Origin of the sequence: Methylobacterium terrae (assembly GCF_003173755.1) — a bacterium.
GTDB lineage: Bacteria > Pseudomonadota > Alphaproteobacteria > Rhizobiales > Beijerinckiaceae > Methylobacterium > Methylobacterium terrae.
Map to the genome: position 1 here is coordinate 5,627,034 of NZ_CP029553.1, position 15,596 is coordinate 5,642,629.

The following is a 15,596-nucleotide window of genomic DNA, read 5'->3' on the forward strand; positions in this document are numbered from 1 at the left end:
GCGCGGCGCGCGGCAGGTCCAAGTCAAAGGCTGAATGGGTCGATGCGCCGGCCGCATCGACGAAGGCCCGGCGATGCGGATGGCGGCATCGATGCGGGGCGCGTCAGGAGGCGAGGCCGTAGACCGCGTCGCCGAGGCGGCGGAAGACGCTGCCGCTTCCCTGGGTGCGCTTCCACAGCCGGGTGTTGAGGGCGGCGACCGGGTCGTGGCCCGGCAGGGTCAGGCCGCGGGCGGCGAGCTGCTCCCAGATCTCGGCGGCGTGCATCGGCCGCCCGGCCCCGGCCAGGATCTCTTCGGCCGCCTCGATCAGCCGGCGGCCCTCCCGGCGCGAGGCGGCGCCCGGGGGCTCGGATTCGGCCTGCGAGGCGGGACCGGGCTGGGCAGGAGCGGGCCGGACGGGTGCGGGATCGGGCGCCTGGGTGGGGGCCGGCGCGGAACGCGGAGAGGGATCCGGGCCCGGGGCCCGTGCCGGAGCGGGCGCGGGACGGACCGGTTCCGCGGCGCCCGGCCGGGCGAGCCGGCGGCCGAGATCGAGGTAGAGTTCGTACTCGGCGATGGCCCGGTCGAGGGCGGCGCGCTGACGCCGCAGCTCGTCCAGCCGGGCCTCCGTCTCCGCTTCCGACAGGAACATGATACCCCCTTGGAATATTCCATATTCCTGGTCGGAGCCGAAGGCCCTCAGGATGATCGAGAATAAGAATATTCCACCCGGGCGCAAGCCCTGTGTCGCTCATCCTGCCTGCGTTCCACGGTCGATGGGCGGCGACGGGCCTGTGCCTCCCCGTCTCGGTGGGATCGGTCCCGACCTCGCCTCATTACGTGGAAAGAATTCGAAACATTCCATATTCTCGCAAGGGTTTCGCTGTCCCGCATTCCGTTGTCGCGGGATGGCATGGCGGTCCGTGACGCGACAGTCGCGAATGAGCGTATCGACCGAGCGGACGACCCTCTCCGAGGCCCCGCCCCTGTCCCGCACGAGAGCAGCGAAGAGCCGAATGAGACCCGGGAAAGGGCGGAGAGCACGGTCCACGACACTGGCGCAAAGCCTCGTGATCGTCAGGCTGTTCCCCTCTGCACCCTCATCCTGAGAGCCTGTTTGAGCGGGTTGTACTCGGTAAATCTGGTAGAATTTATGGGATATCCCATCCTCTCACCTCATCCTGAGATGAGAGGATGGGAGGCGGTGCCGCCGCGGCCAGAAAGCCGTGTCGTGGACCGTGGGCGGAGAGGCTTCGCGATCAGGCGGTGCCCACCCCTTGCGCAGCACCCCGACCCTGCCGCATGGCGAGGCCCGGGGTCCGGGGCGGACGACGAGACCGGCGGGAGCACGGGCGGCGTATCCGCTTTGCCTTCCGGTCCCTCGCGGCTCGGGAGCCCGGGGCGGCGCGTCGAAGCGGGAGCGCCCTCAGGCCGCCCCTGCCCCGGCGGCCTTGCGGCGCGTGGCTTTCGGCGGGACCAGGAGGGAGCCGGGATCGGTCGGCATCAGCTGCAGGCCGGCCTCGTCGAGGCTGATCGGCAGCTTCGGAAACACCTCCTTGACGTGGGCCACGTCGGCCTTGAAGGCCTGGCGGAAGCTCCTGAGGGAGGCGTTGTCGGCGCCGAACTGCTTGTGGACCGTGTCCCAGCTCAGGCGCAGCGGCCGCTGCAGGCTGCGCAGCCGGTAGCCGATCCAGAACAAGAGGTCGAGCTTGCGCGCCGAGCCCGAGAAGGCGCGGGCGGCCCGGATGTCGACCGGCAGGGCGTGCTGGACCAGGTTGTCGTAGAAATCCTGGTGGAACTGCACCGTCTTCGACCAGGCGATGCCGTCCTGGCCGCCGACGCGCCACAGGTCGAGCTGGCGGAACGGCGGCATGGTGATGGTCGAGGAGCGCGACTGCCCGTCCCACAGGCCGATCTGCATCGTGCAGGCGGCGAGCCGGTGCAGTTGCTCCTTGAACTGCCGGATCGTGCCGCGCTCGCCGCCGGTGACGGCAAAGCCCATCTCGCGCATGAAGCCCGACAGGCTGTCGGCGACCTCGACCGTGGGGCTGCGCTGGCGCACCGCCTCGGTGCAGAGGTGCAGCAGCACCAGCCGGGCCTTGGGGCCGTAGGGGAGCCCTTGCAGTTCCATCTGGCCGGTGGCCGGGTTCTTCAGCCGCCCGGCCAGGATGCTCAGCGTGTTGCGGCCGTATTCCCGGAAGAATTCGCGCTCGTCGCCGGGATCGCGGTACGGCAGCCCGCAGAGCGCCAGGACGGAATGGATGTGCTGGATCGTGTCCGGGGTGACGGGCTCGGCCTCGATCACCATCCGCACCGCGTCGCGCCGGCGCTGGTCGCGCCCCATCGCGGCGCGGGTCTCCTGCTTCCGGCCGGCCTCGGCCCGCTCGGCGTCGCGCAAGGCCTGGCGGTGGGCGATGTGCTCGACGATGACCGCGAACAGGAACCCGCCCCGGGCCGCTTCCAGCTCGGCCAGCAGGTCCTCGTCGTGGATCGCCGCGATCTTGGCCTCGATGCTCATGCCTGCCGGTGTCGCCTGGTGACGTTGGCCCGGTGCCGCGGCGCTCCCGCCGGTCTGGTCCCAAACCTTCATGCACGATTCGGCTCCCGGGATTCCGTAGCCCCGGGCGGGTTATCCCAAGATTCCCACCACTCGTCCCCGTTATCCCGCGGGGATTCCGGCCCCGGCATGCCCCGAGGCCGGCGACAGGCCCGTCCGGGCGCCCGGGAGCCCCGTGGAGGCCCGGATCGGGTTCGGAACGAGTCCGCACCCTTCCCCGCCCGGACGGGCCTGTGGGCCGCCTGTGCACGGCCCTGTCGGCCGGGCGGGACGAAGCCTGTGGCCGATCCGGGGCGAGCCCTGTGGCAAATCCTGTGGCGAGCCCTGTGGGTGGAGGGTGGCCGAGCCGGTGGAGACCCGGTGCAGGAGCGGCGCAGAGTTCGATACGGGGGCGGGTCGCGGGCCGGCGGCCCGCGCAGAGTTCGATACGCGAGGGCGGATCGAAACCGGCCGGATTCCGAGGGGTTGGGCGGGGCCCGACGCCGAATCCGATGCGCATCCACGCCGAATCCGATGCGCGAACCCCCGGAATCCCCGCAGAATCCGATGCGCGTCCACGCAGAATCCGATGCCGATCCACGCAGAGCCGTATGCGCAACCACCCTGCAAGCCACTGGTGGGTCAGCGAAATTCGCCCCTCCATATAATCCCCATAACTGACTCTCTGAGAATCCATGACTGATAAGTCACCTATAGGCCCGAGAGAGGGTTCGTTATGAAGAACGATCGGCCGCGCCTTCGGCGCCGATTGGATACAATCCCGCCGGTGAGGGAATTTATGGAATATGCGAGGAATTCCAGGCCCCTGCCCTGCCCGTCGCGGTGCTTCACCGAGGCCGCTCCGGCGCCTATGAGCGGGGTCGGGCGCCGTCCGATGCGGCGCGCAGGAACCGGCCGGACCATGAGCACCACCCCGATCGCGCGGCTCCTCGGGATCATGGCCGCCTTGCGCGACCCGGAGGGCGGCTGTCCCTGGGACCTGGCGCAGACCCATGCCAGCATCGTCCCCTACACGATCGAGGAGGCCTACGAGGTCGCCGACGCGGTCGAGGGCGGCGACCCGGAGGAGCTGCGCGACGAGCTCGGCGACCTCCTGTTCCAGGTCGTGTTCCAGGCCCGCATCGCCGAGGAGGCCGGCACCTTCGCCTTCGACGACGTCGCCACCGCCATCGCCGACAAGATGGTGCGCCGCCACCCCCACATCTTCGGCGAGGTCCGCGGCCTCGATCAGGCGGCGGTGAACGCGCAATGGGCGACGATCAAGGCCGAGGAGCGCGCCGCCAAGGCGGAGCGCGACGCGGCCTCCGGCCGGCCGCCGGCGGAGGGGACTCTCGCCGGCGTGGCCCTGGCGCTGCCCGCCCTCGCCCGGGCGGAGAAGATCTCGCGCAAGGCGGCGGCCGTCGGCTTCGACTGGCCGGATGCGGGGCAAGTCGTCGCCAAGGTGCGCGAGGAGACCGACGAGGTGGCGCAGGCGCTCGCCGGGGAAGGCCCCGAGGCGGTGGCCGAGGAGATCGGCGACCTCCTGTTCTCGGTCGCCAACCTCGCCCGCCACGCGGGCGTCGATCCGGAGGAGGCCCTGCGGCGGGCGAACCTGAAATTCCAGCGCCGCTTCTCCGCGATGGAGGCGGAGGTGACGCAGGACGGCCGCACCCTGCCGGAGGCCGGCCTCGACGCGATGGAGGCGGCCTGGGCCGCGGTGAAGCGGCGGGAGCGCTGACGGGCAGCGTCTCCATAACGAGGGACGGCCGGCCGTTCGGGCCCCGCCGGCATGACGCGGAGGGGGCGAGGAGGCCGGCGCGACGGCTTAGCGCCCCTGAGGACGGGCTGCGACGGGGAGCCGACATCCGGGCTTGACCGCCGATCGAACGTGAGAGAATTTCTCGATTATGAGAGACGCTCTCGCGCCCGATTCCCCGGCCTCCGCCATCGACCTGCGGCTCGCCGCCCGGCTCGCCTCGTTGCGCCAGGAGCACGGCCTGTCCCTCGACGCGCTCGCCGCCGCGAGCGGCATCAGCCGGGCGACCCTGTCGCGGCTGGAGCGGGCTGAGACCAGCCCGACCGCCTCCCTCCTCGGCCGGCTCTGCACCGTCTACGGCCGGCCGATGTCGCGGCTGCTCGCCGAGATCGAGGCCGACCCGGGCCAGGTGGTGCGCCACGACGACCAGGCCGTCTGGGTCGATCCGGAGACGGGCTTTCGCCGCCGGGGCGTCTCGCCGCCGGCGCGCGGCTTCGCGGCGGAACTCGTCCTCGGCACCCTGCCGGAGGGGGCGACCATCGCGTACGCGGCGCCGCCGGTCGGCGGCCTCGAGCATCACCTCTGGATGCTGGAGGGCCGCCTCGACCTCACCCTCGACGGCGTCGCCCACGCCCTCTCGCCGGGGGATTGCCTGCGCTACCAGCTCGCCGGCGCCTCGCGGTTTTCCTGCCCGGGCCCGGAGGCCCGCTACCTCATCGCGATCTGCCGGCCGTGAGACCCCCCGTCATGACATCGATCGAGACCCTGTCCCCCGCGGAAGCGGAGACCGCCCTGCCCGACCTCGCCGCCCTGCTCCGGGCCTGCGTCCTCGACGGGGCCAGCATCGGCTTCGTGCTGCCCTTCGCCCTGTCCGAGGCCGAGGCGTTCTGGCGCGACGGGCTGCCGGCCCTGCAGAGCGGCGCGCGCCGGCTGCTGGTGGCGCGTCACGAGGACCGCATCGTCGGCAGCACCCAGGTCGGCCTCGCGAGCCCGCCGAACGGCCGCCACCGGGCCGAGATCACCAAGGTGCTGGTCCATCCGGACGCGCGCCGCCGCGGGCTCGGCCGGGCCTTGATGCTCGAGGCCGAGCGGGTCGCCGCCGCCGAGGGGCGCACGCTCCTGATCCTCGACACCCGGGCCGACGATGCCGGCGAGGCGCTCTACCGCGCGCTCGGCTACGCCGTCACCGGCGTGGTGCCGGACTATGCCTGCTCGCCTTCGGGCGTGCCGGAGGCCTGCACCTTCATGCACAAGCGGCTGCCGGGGGCTCCGCGCCAGTTTGGAGCTTGACGAATTTTTGATGGGCGTTCGCTTGCGCGCAATCGAATCGTCGGGTCATGTCGCCCCGGGCCGACTCGGTTCTGTCAGGGGATCACCGACCATGACCCAGGCCCTCCCGATCCAAGCCATTCTCCGGCGCACGCTCCTCGGCGGCGCCCTGGTGCTCGCCGCGCCCGCCGCCTTCGTCCAGAAGGCCCGCGCTCAGGACGCCGCGACCACGGCCGAGCAGACCATCGCGGCCATGACCAAGATCTTCGGCGACCATCCGGGCAAGCGCTCGAACCACGCCAAGGGCGTGGTGGTGGAGGGTAGCTTCACCCCCTCGGCGGACGCCAAGACCTTGAGCAAGGCGAGCGTGTTCGCCGGCCCCGCCGTGCCGGTGACGGTGCGCTTCTCCGACGCGACCGGCCTGCCGCAGATCCCGGACGGCGCGCCGGAGGCCAACCCGCACGGCCTGTCGATCAAGTTCAAGCCCGCCGACGGCACCGAGATGGACGTCGTCGCGAACTCGCTGAAGTTCTTCCCCGTCGCGACCGGCGAGGAGTTCCGCGATCTCCTGGTGGCGATCACCCGGAGCGGCCCCGACGCCCAGAAGCCCACCCCGGTCGAGCAGTTCATGGCGGCGCACCCGAGCGCCCCGAAGGCGCTCGCCACCGCCAGGACCCCGTCGAGCTTCGGCCGCCAGGTCTATCACGGCGTCAACGCCTTCCTGCTGGTCGATGCCGTCGGCAAGCGCAACGCCTTCCGCTACCGCTTCGTCCCGGTGGCCGGCGAGGAGATCCTGAGCGCCGACGACGCCAAGGCTAAGGCGCCGAACTACCTCGTCGAGGAGATGCCGGCGCGCCTCGCCAAGGAGCCGGTGGCGTTCCGGGTCGAGGCGCAGATCGCTCAAGCCGGCGATTCGACCAAGGACTCGACGATCCCCTGGCCCGACGACCGCCGCTTCGTCGATCTCGGCACCCTGACCCTGACCAAGGCGGTGCCCGACAGCCAGACCGTCGAGAAGGCGCTGCTGTTCATGCCCAACAACCTGCCCGACGGCGTCGAGGTCTCGGACGACCCGCTGATCGACGCCCGGGTCCAGGCCTACGCGATCTCGTTCGGCCGCCGCTCGCAGTGAGCGATGACGGCGCGCGGCCCGGGGGCTCGCCCGGGCCGCGCGCCCTCACGCGGCCTCCCGCGCCAGGGGCCGGATGCGGTCGACCTCCGCGCCGATCCGCCTACCCCCATTGTCGACCCGCATCCCCCCGCCGACCCCCGCCCCATGACCCCCTTCCTCAAGGCCAACCTGCGCTGGCTCGCGGCCGGGTTCCTGCTCCTGTTCTGCTCCTGCTTCGGCCAGACCTTCGTGATCGCCCTGTCGGGCGGGGCGATCCGGCGGGACTTCGGGCTGTCGGACGGGGCGTTCGGGACGCTCTATGCCGGCGTCACCCTGGCCTCGGCCGCGGCGCTCGCGGGGCTCGGCGGGCTCCTCGACCGCTGGCCGGCCTCCCGGGTGGTCGGCCTCGCCGCTCTCCTGCTCGCGGCGGGCGCCGCCGGCCTCAGCGTCGCGCCGAACCTCCTCGTGCTGGCCTCGAGCCTGTTCCTGCTCCGCCTCGCCGGCCAGGGGCTGATGCTGCAGACCGCCTATACCCTGCTCGGGCGCTGGTTCTCGGCGGAGCGGGGCCGGGCGGTGTCGCTCGCCGCCACCGGGCTCAATGCCGGCCAGGCCTGCCTGCCGCTCGGATTCGTGGCCGCCGCGGCGGCGCTCGGCTGGCGCGGCGCCTGGCTGGGGGTCGCGGCCCTGCTGCTCGTCGGGGCGCTTCCCCTCGCCCGCCACCTCGTGCGGCGCGAGCGGGTGCCGGAGGCGGCGACCCGAACCGGCCCGGCCGAGGGGGCGACCCGGGCGGAAGCCCTCGCCGACCCGTTCCTCTACGGGCTGCTCGCGGCGATGCTGCCGCCCTCCTTCATCAGCAACACGATCTTCTTCCACCAGGTGCATCTCGCCGAGAGCCGGGGCTGGCCGCCGGAGGTGCTGGCCGCCGCCTTCCCGCCCTACGCGGTCGCGACCCTGGTCTTCCTGCTCGTGGCCGGCCGCCTCGTCGACCGGTACTCGGCCCTGGCGCTGCTGCCCGTCTACCTGGTGCCGTTCGGGTGCGGCTGCCTGATTCTCGGCGGGGTCGAGGCTCGTTCGGCCGCCTTCGCCTTCATGCTGCTCTACGGCGTCACCGACGGGATCTCGCTGACCCTGTTCGGCGCCCTGTGGCCGGAGGTCTACGGCACCCGCCATCTCGGGGCGATCCGCGCCGCCATCGTGGCGATCATGGTGCTGGGCACGGCGCTCGGCCCCGGCCTGTCGGGCCTGCTCGTCGATCGCGGCGTGCCCTTCGCCGGCATCGTGACCGGGATGGGCGCGTACTGCCTGATCGTCTCGGGCGCCCTCGTCCTGGTCCGGCGCCGGCTCGCCGCGCATCTGCGCGGGCGCCGCTTCGGAGGTGCGGCGGCGTGAGGGCCGTCTACCGCTTCGGCCAGGTCCAGGATGGCGGGTCGTGATCCGGCGCCAGGGTCTCGCCGAGGCGCTTCTCGAGCGTGATGCGGGAGGCGCCCTCCCGCTCCAGGGCCGCCACCAGGGCGGCGGCGTGCGAGACCACCAGGACCTGCGTGCTCTCGGCGGCCCGCGCGATCAGCCCGGCCAGCGGCGCCAGGAGGTCGGCGTGCAGGCTGGTCTCGGGCTCGTTGAGCACCATCAGGTCGGGCGGGCGCGGCGACAGGAGGGCTGCCGCGAGCAGGATGTAGCGCAGGGTCCCGTCGGAGAGTTCCGGTCCCCGCAGCGGCCGCAGCAGCCCGTGCTGGCGGAAGTCCAGCGAGAACTGCCCGTCATTCGCCGCGACCGACAGCACCGCGCCCGGGAACGCCTCGGCGACCGTCGCCGCGAGGGCGTCGGGGTCGCCGATCTCCAGGATGGTCTGGATCGCCGCCGCCACGTCGGCGCCGTCGCCGGCCAGCACCGGCGTGCGGGTGCCGATCTGCGGCCGGCGCGCCGGCGCGTCGCGGTCGGTGCGGAAATGGTCGTAGAAGCGCCAGGCCCGCATCCGCTCGCGCAAGGCCAGCACCTCGAGGGCGTCGCGGGGATCGGCGCTGTGGGTCATCAGGCTGTCGAAGGTCGCGAGGTCGCGAAGGGCCTCGCGCCAGGCGCCGGATTCGTCGCGCAGGCGCAAGAGCGGCCCGCGGCGCTCAGCGAACACGTTCGCCCGCCCGACGATCGGCCCGGTCCAGACGCTCTCCGCCTTGATCTCGGGATCGTGGGAAAAGAACGTGTCCTCGCGGGACGCCGCCGGCAGGCCGAGGGCGATGGCGTAGCCGTAATCGTCGTCGGAGAAGCCGAGCTTCAGCTCGACCGGGTGACGCCGCACCGTGCCCTCGACCCGGTGCGTGCCGTCGAGGACCCGGCGCCCGAACGTCTCGGGCCCGGCCCAGAGCGCCGAGGCAAAGCCCCCTTCCTGCGCGAGCGACGGGACCGCCCGCCCCTGCGCCACCTCGGCGAGGAGGCGAAGCGCGCGGTAGAGGCTCGACTTGCCGCTCCCGTTCGCCCCCGTCACCACGGTCAGCCGGTCGAGGCCGAGCACGCTGTCGCGCAGGGAGCGGTAGCCGGAGATGGCGAGGCGGTGGATCGGCACGGGATCTCGCCGCCTCGTCAGAGCGCGACGGGTACGAGATCGTCCGCCGCCACCGGTGCCAGGACGCCGGGCGGCTGCGCGAACTCGACCTCGTCGGCGGCACCGCCGCGCCAGACGGCCACCACGGTGCCCTCCGTGCCGGCGGGGATCCGGTCGCCCTCGTCCGTCGTGACGGGGAGGGTCACCAGGACCTGGTCGAGGTCCCGGAATCGCGACGGCTTTTCGCCGCATCGCACCAGATGGACCGTGTCGGGCAAGGGCGAACTCCGGCTGATCTGCATCGCGCGCCGCTCATCGCGGACACCGTCGGATCGCGAAATCACGACGCGAAGTTTGCACCAATGTGACGAAGCCGGCTCGATCGCCGTCGCCCGTCCGGCGCGGTCGGGACTGCCTCACCCACCCCCCCGCAACCGCCGCGCCGCGCCGAACCGGTTCAGGAACCGCGGCTCCTTCTCGGGCGCGACCCGCACGACGAGGTGCATGTCGCCCGACGCGTCCTCGCGCCGGTCGAGCACCTCGGCATTCTCGTAGAGCCAGTGCAGCTCGGCGCCCTGCGCCGGCTCCAGGATCACCGCGAAGCTCGTGCGGGTCGCGGCGATCCGGGCCTCGATCCGGCTCATCAGGCGGTCGATGCCCTCGCCGGTGAGCGCCGAGAGCAGGACCGGGCCGGCGCCCTTCGCGCCGTTCGGCCGGCTCAGGTTGAGCAGGCGCTCGCGCTCCGCCTCGTCGAGGAGGTCGGCCTTGTTCCAGACCTCGATGATGCGGTCGGTGTCGGGCTCGATGCCGAGTTCGGCGAGCACCTGCGCCACGTCGGCGCCTTGAGCCTGCGCGTCCTCGTGGGCGATGTCGCGGACGTGGAGCAGGATGTCGGCCTCGATCACGTCCTCGAGCGTCGCCCGGAAGGCGGCGATCAGCATCGTCGGCAGGTCGGAGATGAAGCCGACGGTGTCGGACAGGATCGCGGTCTCGCCGTGCGGCAGCTTGATCGCGCGCGCCGTCGGGTCGAGGGTGGCAAACAGCATGTCCTCGGCCAGGACCTCGGCCCGGGTCAGGCGGTTGAACAGGGTCGACTTGCCGGCATTGGTGTAGCCGACGAGCGCGACGATCGGGTACGGCACCCGGCGCCGGGAGCGGCGGTGCAGGCCGCGGGTGCGCGTCACGGTCTCGAGGTCGCGCTCGATCCGGGTCATCCGCTCCTGGATCATCCGCCGGTCGGCCTCGATCTGGGTCTCGCCCGGGCCGCCGAGGAAGCCGAATCCGCCGCGCTGGCGCTCGAGGTGGGTCCAGGACCGCACGAGCCGGCTGCGCTGGTAGGCGAGATGCGCGTGCTCGACCTGCAGCGTGCCCTCGCGGGTCGAGGCGCGCCGCCCGAAGATCTCGAGGATCAGCCCGGTGCGGTCGATGACCTTGACGCCCCAGGCCTTCTCCAGGTTGCGCTGCTGCACCGGCGAGAGCGCGCAATCCATCACGACGAGGCGGATGCCCTCGGCCTCGATCCGCCCGGCGATCTCCTCCACCCGGCCCTTGCCGAGATAAGTCGAGGGGCGGATCTGCTGGATCGTGACGAGGAGCTTGTCGGCCACGTCGAGCTCGATCGCGGCGGCCAGGCCCACCGCCTCGTCGAGGCGGGCGAGCGGGGCGCGGGGCTCGGCGCCGGCATCGCGCTTCGTCTGGTAGGGGCCGATCACCAGCGTGCGGGTCTCGGCCGCGATCGCGGCCTCCGCCTCGGCCTGGCGCTGCAGGCGGATCTCGCCCGGTATCCGCGGTTCCATCGTGTCTCCGGCTGCCCCCGTCTTCAGTCGGGAGTCCATCGGACAGAGGTTGGATGGAGGCGTGCGATAATCAAGCGGCGGGGCGCGCCCGCGGCCCGGGATTCGCGGGCCTCGCCGTCAAAAAACAGGCCGCGTCGTGCGGCCTGGACACTGGCATGGCGCGAAGGCGAGGAGCGTCGGCGCGGACGCGCGAACGGGGGCCGGATCGACGGGCCCGCGGCGCTCGCGCCGGTTCCTCCGCGGGGGATCAGGCCTTCTCGGCCCCTTCCTCACCCTGCTCGAACAGCTGCACGGGATGGCCCGGCATGATGGTCGAGATCGCGTGCTTGTAGACCAGCTGCGAGTGGCCGTCGCGCCGCAGCAGCACGCAGAAGTTGTCGAACCAGGTCACGACACCCTGCAACTTCACGCCGTTGACCAGGAAGATCGTCAGCGGAATCTTGTTCTTGCGAACGTGGTTGAGGAAGGTGTCCTGCAGATTCTGAGCGCGTTCGCCCGCCATTCTTCTTGTCCTTTGAACCCGCTGCCAGTCCCGGTTGACGGGTCGGTCCGTGTTGTTGTGCTGCGGGAGGCGCGACGCGCCGCCCGGGGAACCGGCCGCCCCATTACACGGTGAAGCTCGCCCGGGCGCAAGTGCAGACTGGCCGCAGGGGAGGTCCCCCGGGCCGCCGAATCCGCCGCGTCCGGCCGTGCCCGCGATCCTGTCGCGTCCCGGCCACAGGCCGCCTTAGCAGAACGACCCGAGCTTGGCACTTGCAAATGCGCGATCCCGGGTCTCGTCCCGCTCTCAGGCGCCGATGCCCAGCGACTTGAGCTTCCGGTGCAGGGCCGAGCGCTCCATGCCGATGAACTCGGCGGTGCGCGAGATGTTGCCGGAGAAGCGGGCGATCTGCGCCACCAGGTACTCGCGCTCGAAGATCTCGCGCGCCTCGCGCAGCGCCAGGCTCATCAGCTTCTCGCCGCCGGCGCCGCTCGGGGTGGTCGGCACCAAGGCACCGACCTCGCTCGGCAGCATCTCGGTCGTGACCTCGGTCTCGGGATCGCCCTGCGTCAGGATCATCAGCCGCTCGACGTTGTTGCGCAGCTGGCGCACGTTTCCGGGCCAGTCGTGCGACTGCAGCACCGCCATCGCGTCGGCGGCGATGCGCCGCTGCGGCAGGCCGGTGGCGCCCGAGATCTGCTCCATGAAGAACGCGATCAATTCCGGCACGTCCTCGCGCCGCTCGGCGAGCGAGGGGATGCGGATCGGCACCACGCTCAGGCGGTGGAACAGGTCCTCGCGGAAGCGGCCTCCCGCGATCTCCTCGGCGAGGTCGCGCGACGAGGACGAGATGATCCGCACGTCGACATGGACCCGGGTGGTGCCGCCGACGCGCTGGAAGTTCTGGTCGACGAGGACCCGCAGGATGCGGTTCTGGGTCTCGCGCGGCATGTCCGCGACCTCGTCGATGTAGAGGCTGCCGCCATGGGCCTCCTCGAGCGCCCCGACCCGGCGCGGCTTGCCGTCCTGGGCCTCGACCCCGAACAGCTCGGCCTCCATCGTCTCCGGCGTGATCGTGGCGGCGTTGATCACCACGAAGGGCCCGCTCGCCCGCGTCGAGGCGGCGTGGATGGTGCGGGCCGAGAGCTCCTTGCCGGAGCCCGGCGCGCCCGAGATCATCACCCGGGCGTTGGTGGGCGCCACCCGCTCGACGGTCTGGCGCAGCTGGTTGGCGGCGACGGAGGCGCCGACGATCCGGCTCGCCTGGCCGGAGCGCGCCTTGAGGTCGCGCACCTCGCGCTTGAGGCGCGAGGCCTCCAGCGCCCGCTCGGCGACCAGGATCAGCCGGTCGGCCTTGAACGGCTTCTCGATGAAGTCGTAGGCGCCCGCCTTGATCGCCGAGACCGCGGTCTCGATGTTGCCGTGGCCCGAGATCATCACCACCGGCAGGTCCGGGGCCTGGGCCTTGATCACGTCGAGCACCTGCAGCCCGTCGAGGCGCGAGCCCTGGAGCCAGATGTCGAGGAAGACGAGGTGGGGGCGGCGCGCCTCGATCGCCGCCAGCGCCTCGTCGGAGGAGCCGGCGGTGCGGGTGCGGTGGCCCTCGTCGTCGAGGATGCCGGCGACGAGCTCGCGGATGTCGGCCTCGTCATCGACGATCAGAATGTCGGCGCTCATGGCTCAGGGCTCCCCGCGACGCGGGCGGCCGGCCTGGCGGCCGCGCACCCGGTGCTGCATCGAATTCGGCTGTGTGGAAGGGCGGTGCGAGGTCCGGCGCCCCCGGCGATGGGCCGGGCGCGTCACGCGGCGGGCTCCGGCGAGGTCTCGGCCGGCCGCGCGGGCCTGGCGGCGCCGGCCGCCGCCGGCTCGTCGCGCCGCACCTCCCTGAGGACCCGCATGCGCACCTGCCCGCCGCGCCCGCGCGGGTTGTCGTTCAGCTCGATGCCGCCGCCGTGCTCTTCCAAGACCTTGCTCACGATCGCCAATCCGAGGCCCGTGCCCCCCTCGCGGGTGGTCATATAGGGTTCGAGCAGCCGCTGGCGCCCTTCCTGGGGGAATCCCTTGCCGGTATCGGTGATCTCGATCACCGCGGCCTCGCCCTCCTCGTAGAGCCGCACCGCGATCAGGCTCTCACCCCTGACGTCCTCGGGCACCGCCTGCACCGCCTCGACGGCGTTCTTGAGGATGTTGGTGATCGCCTGGGACAGGAGCCGCGTGTCGAAGGCGGCGCTGACGCGGTTCACCCCCTCCTCCAGCGTGAAGGTCACGTCGGGGTGGGCCACCCGCATCATGAACAGGTTCTGCTTCACGATCTCGGTCAGGTCGTTGCGGGCGATCGCGGGCTTCGGCATCCGGGCGAAGGACGAGAACTCGTCCACCATCCGCTTGATGTCGTCGACCTGGCGCACGATCGTGGCGACGCACTGCTCGAACACCTCCTTGTCGGCGGTGATCACCTTCCCGTACTTGCGCCGGATGCGCTCGGCCGAGAGCTGAATCGGGGTCAGCGGGTTCTTGATCTCGTGGGCGATGCGGCGGGCGACGTCGGCCCAGGCCGAGGTGCGCTGCGCGGTCACGAGGTCGGTGATGTCGTCGAGGGTGACGACGTAGCCCCGGTCGCCGTCCTGCGACTGCTCGCTCGTCGTGCGCACGTCGATGGTGCGCTCGCGGCCGTTGCGGGCGATCTGGATCTGCTGCTGGGTCGGGCGGGCGCGGGCGTCGCCCGGCAGGCCGCCGAACTCGGGCATCACCGCCTCCAGGGGCTCGCCGACAAGGTCGGCGACGGAGCGCCCGAGCATCCGCTCGGCGGACGGGTTGGCGATGGTGATGACCCCGCGCCCGTCGACGCCGATGATTCCGGCCGGCACCCCGGCCAGCACCGCCTCGGTGAAGCGGCGGCGGCTGTCGATCTGCTCGCTCTGCTCGATCAGGGTGGTGCGCTGGCGGCTGAGCTCCTGCGTCATCTTGTTGAAGCTCTCGCCGAGATGCTGCAGGTCGCCCTCGGTCTTCCGGAACGGCACCTGGGCGTAGTAGTTGCCCGACGCCACCTGGTCGGCGGCGTTGATCAGCCGGCGGATCGGCACCACGAAGCGGTTGGCGAAGTTGAGCCCGAACCACACCGCCGAGAGGAGCGCGATCAGGGCGATCAGCGCGAACATCGTCGCGAAGGCGATCTGGACGCTGCGCCGCCCGGCATCGATGGTCAGGAATTCGGTCGCCGCCGCCCGCGACACGCCCGGGAACTCGACGGCGAGCCGCGTCACCTCGCGCTCGACCAGCAGGAAGGCGTCGTCGTAGGCCGGCAGCCGCATCAGCGTGCCGAAGATCCGGCCCTCCCGCGGCAGCAGGCAGGTGGCGTCGGCGGATTTCGCCGCCTCCTCGAAGTCGTTGGCGGAGGGGAGCGGCGGGTCCTTGAGGATGTCGATGTTGGCCCGCGCCACGGTCTCGGTCGGCGAGCGCATGATCCGGGCGATCGGCAGGCCGAGCGAGGCGGCCCGCGCGGTGAGGAAGGTCTCGAACCAGACGCGCTCGACGTCGAAGGCGGGCCGGGCCCGGGTGAGGTCGTCGGAGAGGATGCGGGCCTCGCGGGCGAGGCTCTGGCACTGGTTGGTCAGGTAGGCGTCGGCCACGTCGACCGACATCAGCACGACGTTGCGCATCCGGTCCGAGAACCAGGGCGACAGGCCGCGCTCGAGCGTGATCGACGCCACCACGGCGAGCAGCACCGTCGGCAGGGTCGCGATCAGGCTGAACAGGCCGACGATGCGGGTGTGGAGCCGCGCCGCCGCCGCGTTGGTGCGGCGCGCCCGCAGGAAGACCCGGGCCTCCCAGGCGATCACCACCACGAGCAGCAGCACCAGGACGACGTTGCTCAGGAGCAGCGTCACCACCACCGTGTGGGTCGGCGCGATCGCGGTGGCGCCGACCAGGATCAGGAAGGTGGCGAGCGCCAGCGCCAGGGCGACGATGACCGCGAGCGCGCCGAACCAGCCCGGACCCCGCGGGGCGGCGTCCTGAGCCGGCCTGGCCGGGGCCGGGGCCGGGATCGGCCCGGGCGGGGTCGTCCCGTGATGAGGACCGACCGCGCCGGAAGGGGGCGCCGGAGCCCGGGGGCGTCGTGTGAACAGCATCC

At 72.0% G+C, this 15,596-nt stretch carries 13 protein-coding genes; 5 read left to right on the forward strand and 8 right to left on the reverse strand.

From position 1 onward, the window contains the following. Positions 1-103: 103 nt before the first annotated feature. Together DK419_RS26055 and DK419_RS26060 are read right to left on the reverse strand one after the other, a co-directional pair. A complete protein-coding gene (locus tag DK419_RS26055) occupies positions 104-631 on the reverse strand; it encodes a winged helix-turn-helix domain-containing protein (protein WP_109961655.1) in 528 nt (175 codons plus the stop codon). Positions 632-1,405: 774 nt separating this feature from the next. Continuing rightward, on the reverse strand, positions 1,406-2,497 hold the full coding sequence (locus DK419_RS26060) for a replication protein RepA (RefSeq protein ID WP_109961656.1): 1,092 nt from the start codon (positions 2,495-2,497) through the stop codon (positions 1,406-1,408). Positions 2,498-3,437: 940 nt separating this feature from the next. On the opposite strand from DK419_RS26060, the gene mazG reads away from it, so the two are divergent. From mazG to DK419_RS26085, 5 genes are all read left to right on the forward strand, one after another. Next, complete coding sequence (gene mazG / locus DK419_RS26065; RefSeq protein ID WP_109961657.1) at positions 3,438-4,253, forward strand: nucleoside triphosphate pyrophosphohydrolase; 816 nt, start codon at positions 3,438-3,440, stop codon at positions 4,251-4,253. 169 nt (positions 4,254-4,422) lie between these two features. Further along, complete coding sequence (locus DK419_RS26070) at positions 4,423-5,007, forward strand: helix-turn-helix domain-containing protein (RefSeq protein WP_109961658.1); 585 nt, start codon at positions 4,423-4,425, stop codon at positions 5,005-5,007. A gap of 11 nt (positions 5,008-5,018) precedes the next feature. Further along, on the forward strand, positions 5,019-5,561 hold the full coding sequence (locus tag DK419_RS26075; protein WP_109961659.1) for a GNAT family N-acetyltransferase: 543 nt from the start codon (positions 5,019-5,021) through the stop codon (positions 5,559-5,561). 91 nt (positions 5,562-5,652) lie between these two features. Beyond that, positions 5,653-6,672: a catalase family peroxidase gene (locus DK419_RS26080; protein ID WP_109961660.1), complete on the forward strand. Its 1,020-nt coding sequence runs from the start codon at positions 5,653-5,655 to the stop codon at positions 6,670-6,672. A 144-nt stretch (positions 6,673-6,816) separates the two neighbouring features. Continuing rightward, on the forward strand, positions 6,817-8,040 hold the full coding sequence (locus tag DK419_RS26085) for an MFS transporter (RefSeq protein ID WP_109961661.1): 1,224 nt from the start codon (positions 6,817-6,819) through the stop codon (positions 8,038-8,040). Positions 8,041-8,047: 7 nt separating this feature from the next. Here the strand turns inward: DK419_RS26085 and DK419_RS26090 are convergent, their stop codons facing one another. The 6 genes from DK419_RS26090 to DK419_RS26115 all read right to left on the reverse strand — a co-directional run bounded on the left by DK419_RS26090 (position 8,048) and on the right by DK419_RS26115 (position 15,594). Next, positions 8,048-9,208: an AAA family ATPase gene (locus tag DK419_RS26090; RefSeq protein WP_109961662.1), complete on the reverse strand. Its 1,161-nt coding sequence runs from the start codon at positions 9,206-9,208 to the stop codon at positions 8,048-8,050. Between the two features lie 17 nt (positions 9,209-9,225). Next, positions 9,226-9,489, reverse strand: coding sequence for a DUF4926 domain-containing protein (locus DK419_RS29230; RefSeq protein WP_245442722.1), 264 nt, complete (start codon positions 9,487-9,489; stop codon positions 9,226-9,228). A 114-nt stretch (positions 9,490-9,603) separates the two neighbouring features. Then, positions 9,604-10,983, reverse strand: a complete 1,380-nt coding sequence (gene hflX / locus DK419_RS26100; RefSeq protein ID WP_109961663.1) for a GTPase HflX — start codon at positions 10,981-10,983, stop codon at positions 9,604-9,606. A gap of 247 nt (positions 10,984-11,230) precedes the next feature. Then, positions 11,231-11,485: an RNA chaperone Hfq gene (gene hfq / locus DK419_RS26105; protein ID WP_048429571.1), complete on the reverse strand. Its 255-nt coding sequence runs from the start codon at positions 11,483-11,485 to the stop codon at positions 11,231-11,233. Positions 11,486-11,770: 285 nt separating this feature from the next. Then, positions 11,771-13,141, reverse strand: a complete 1,371-nt coding sequence (gene ntrX, locus DK419_RS26110; protein ID WP_109961664.1) for a nitrogen assimilation response regulator NtrX — start codon at positions 13,139-13,141, stop codon at positions 11,771-11,773. Positions 13,142-13,263: 122 nt separating this feature from the next. Next, entirely contained in the window at positions 13,264-15,594 is a 2,331-nt protein-coding gene (locus DK419_RS26115; protein WP_109961665.1) for a sensor histidine kinase NtrY-like, read from the reverse strand. Positions 15,595-15,596: the final 2 nt, after the last annotated feature.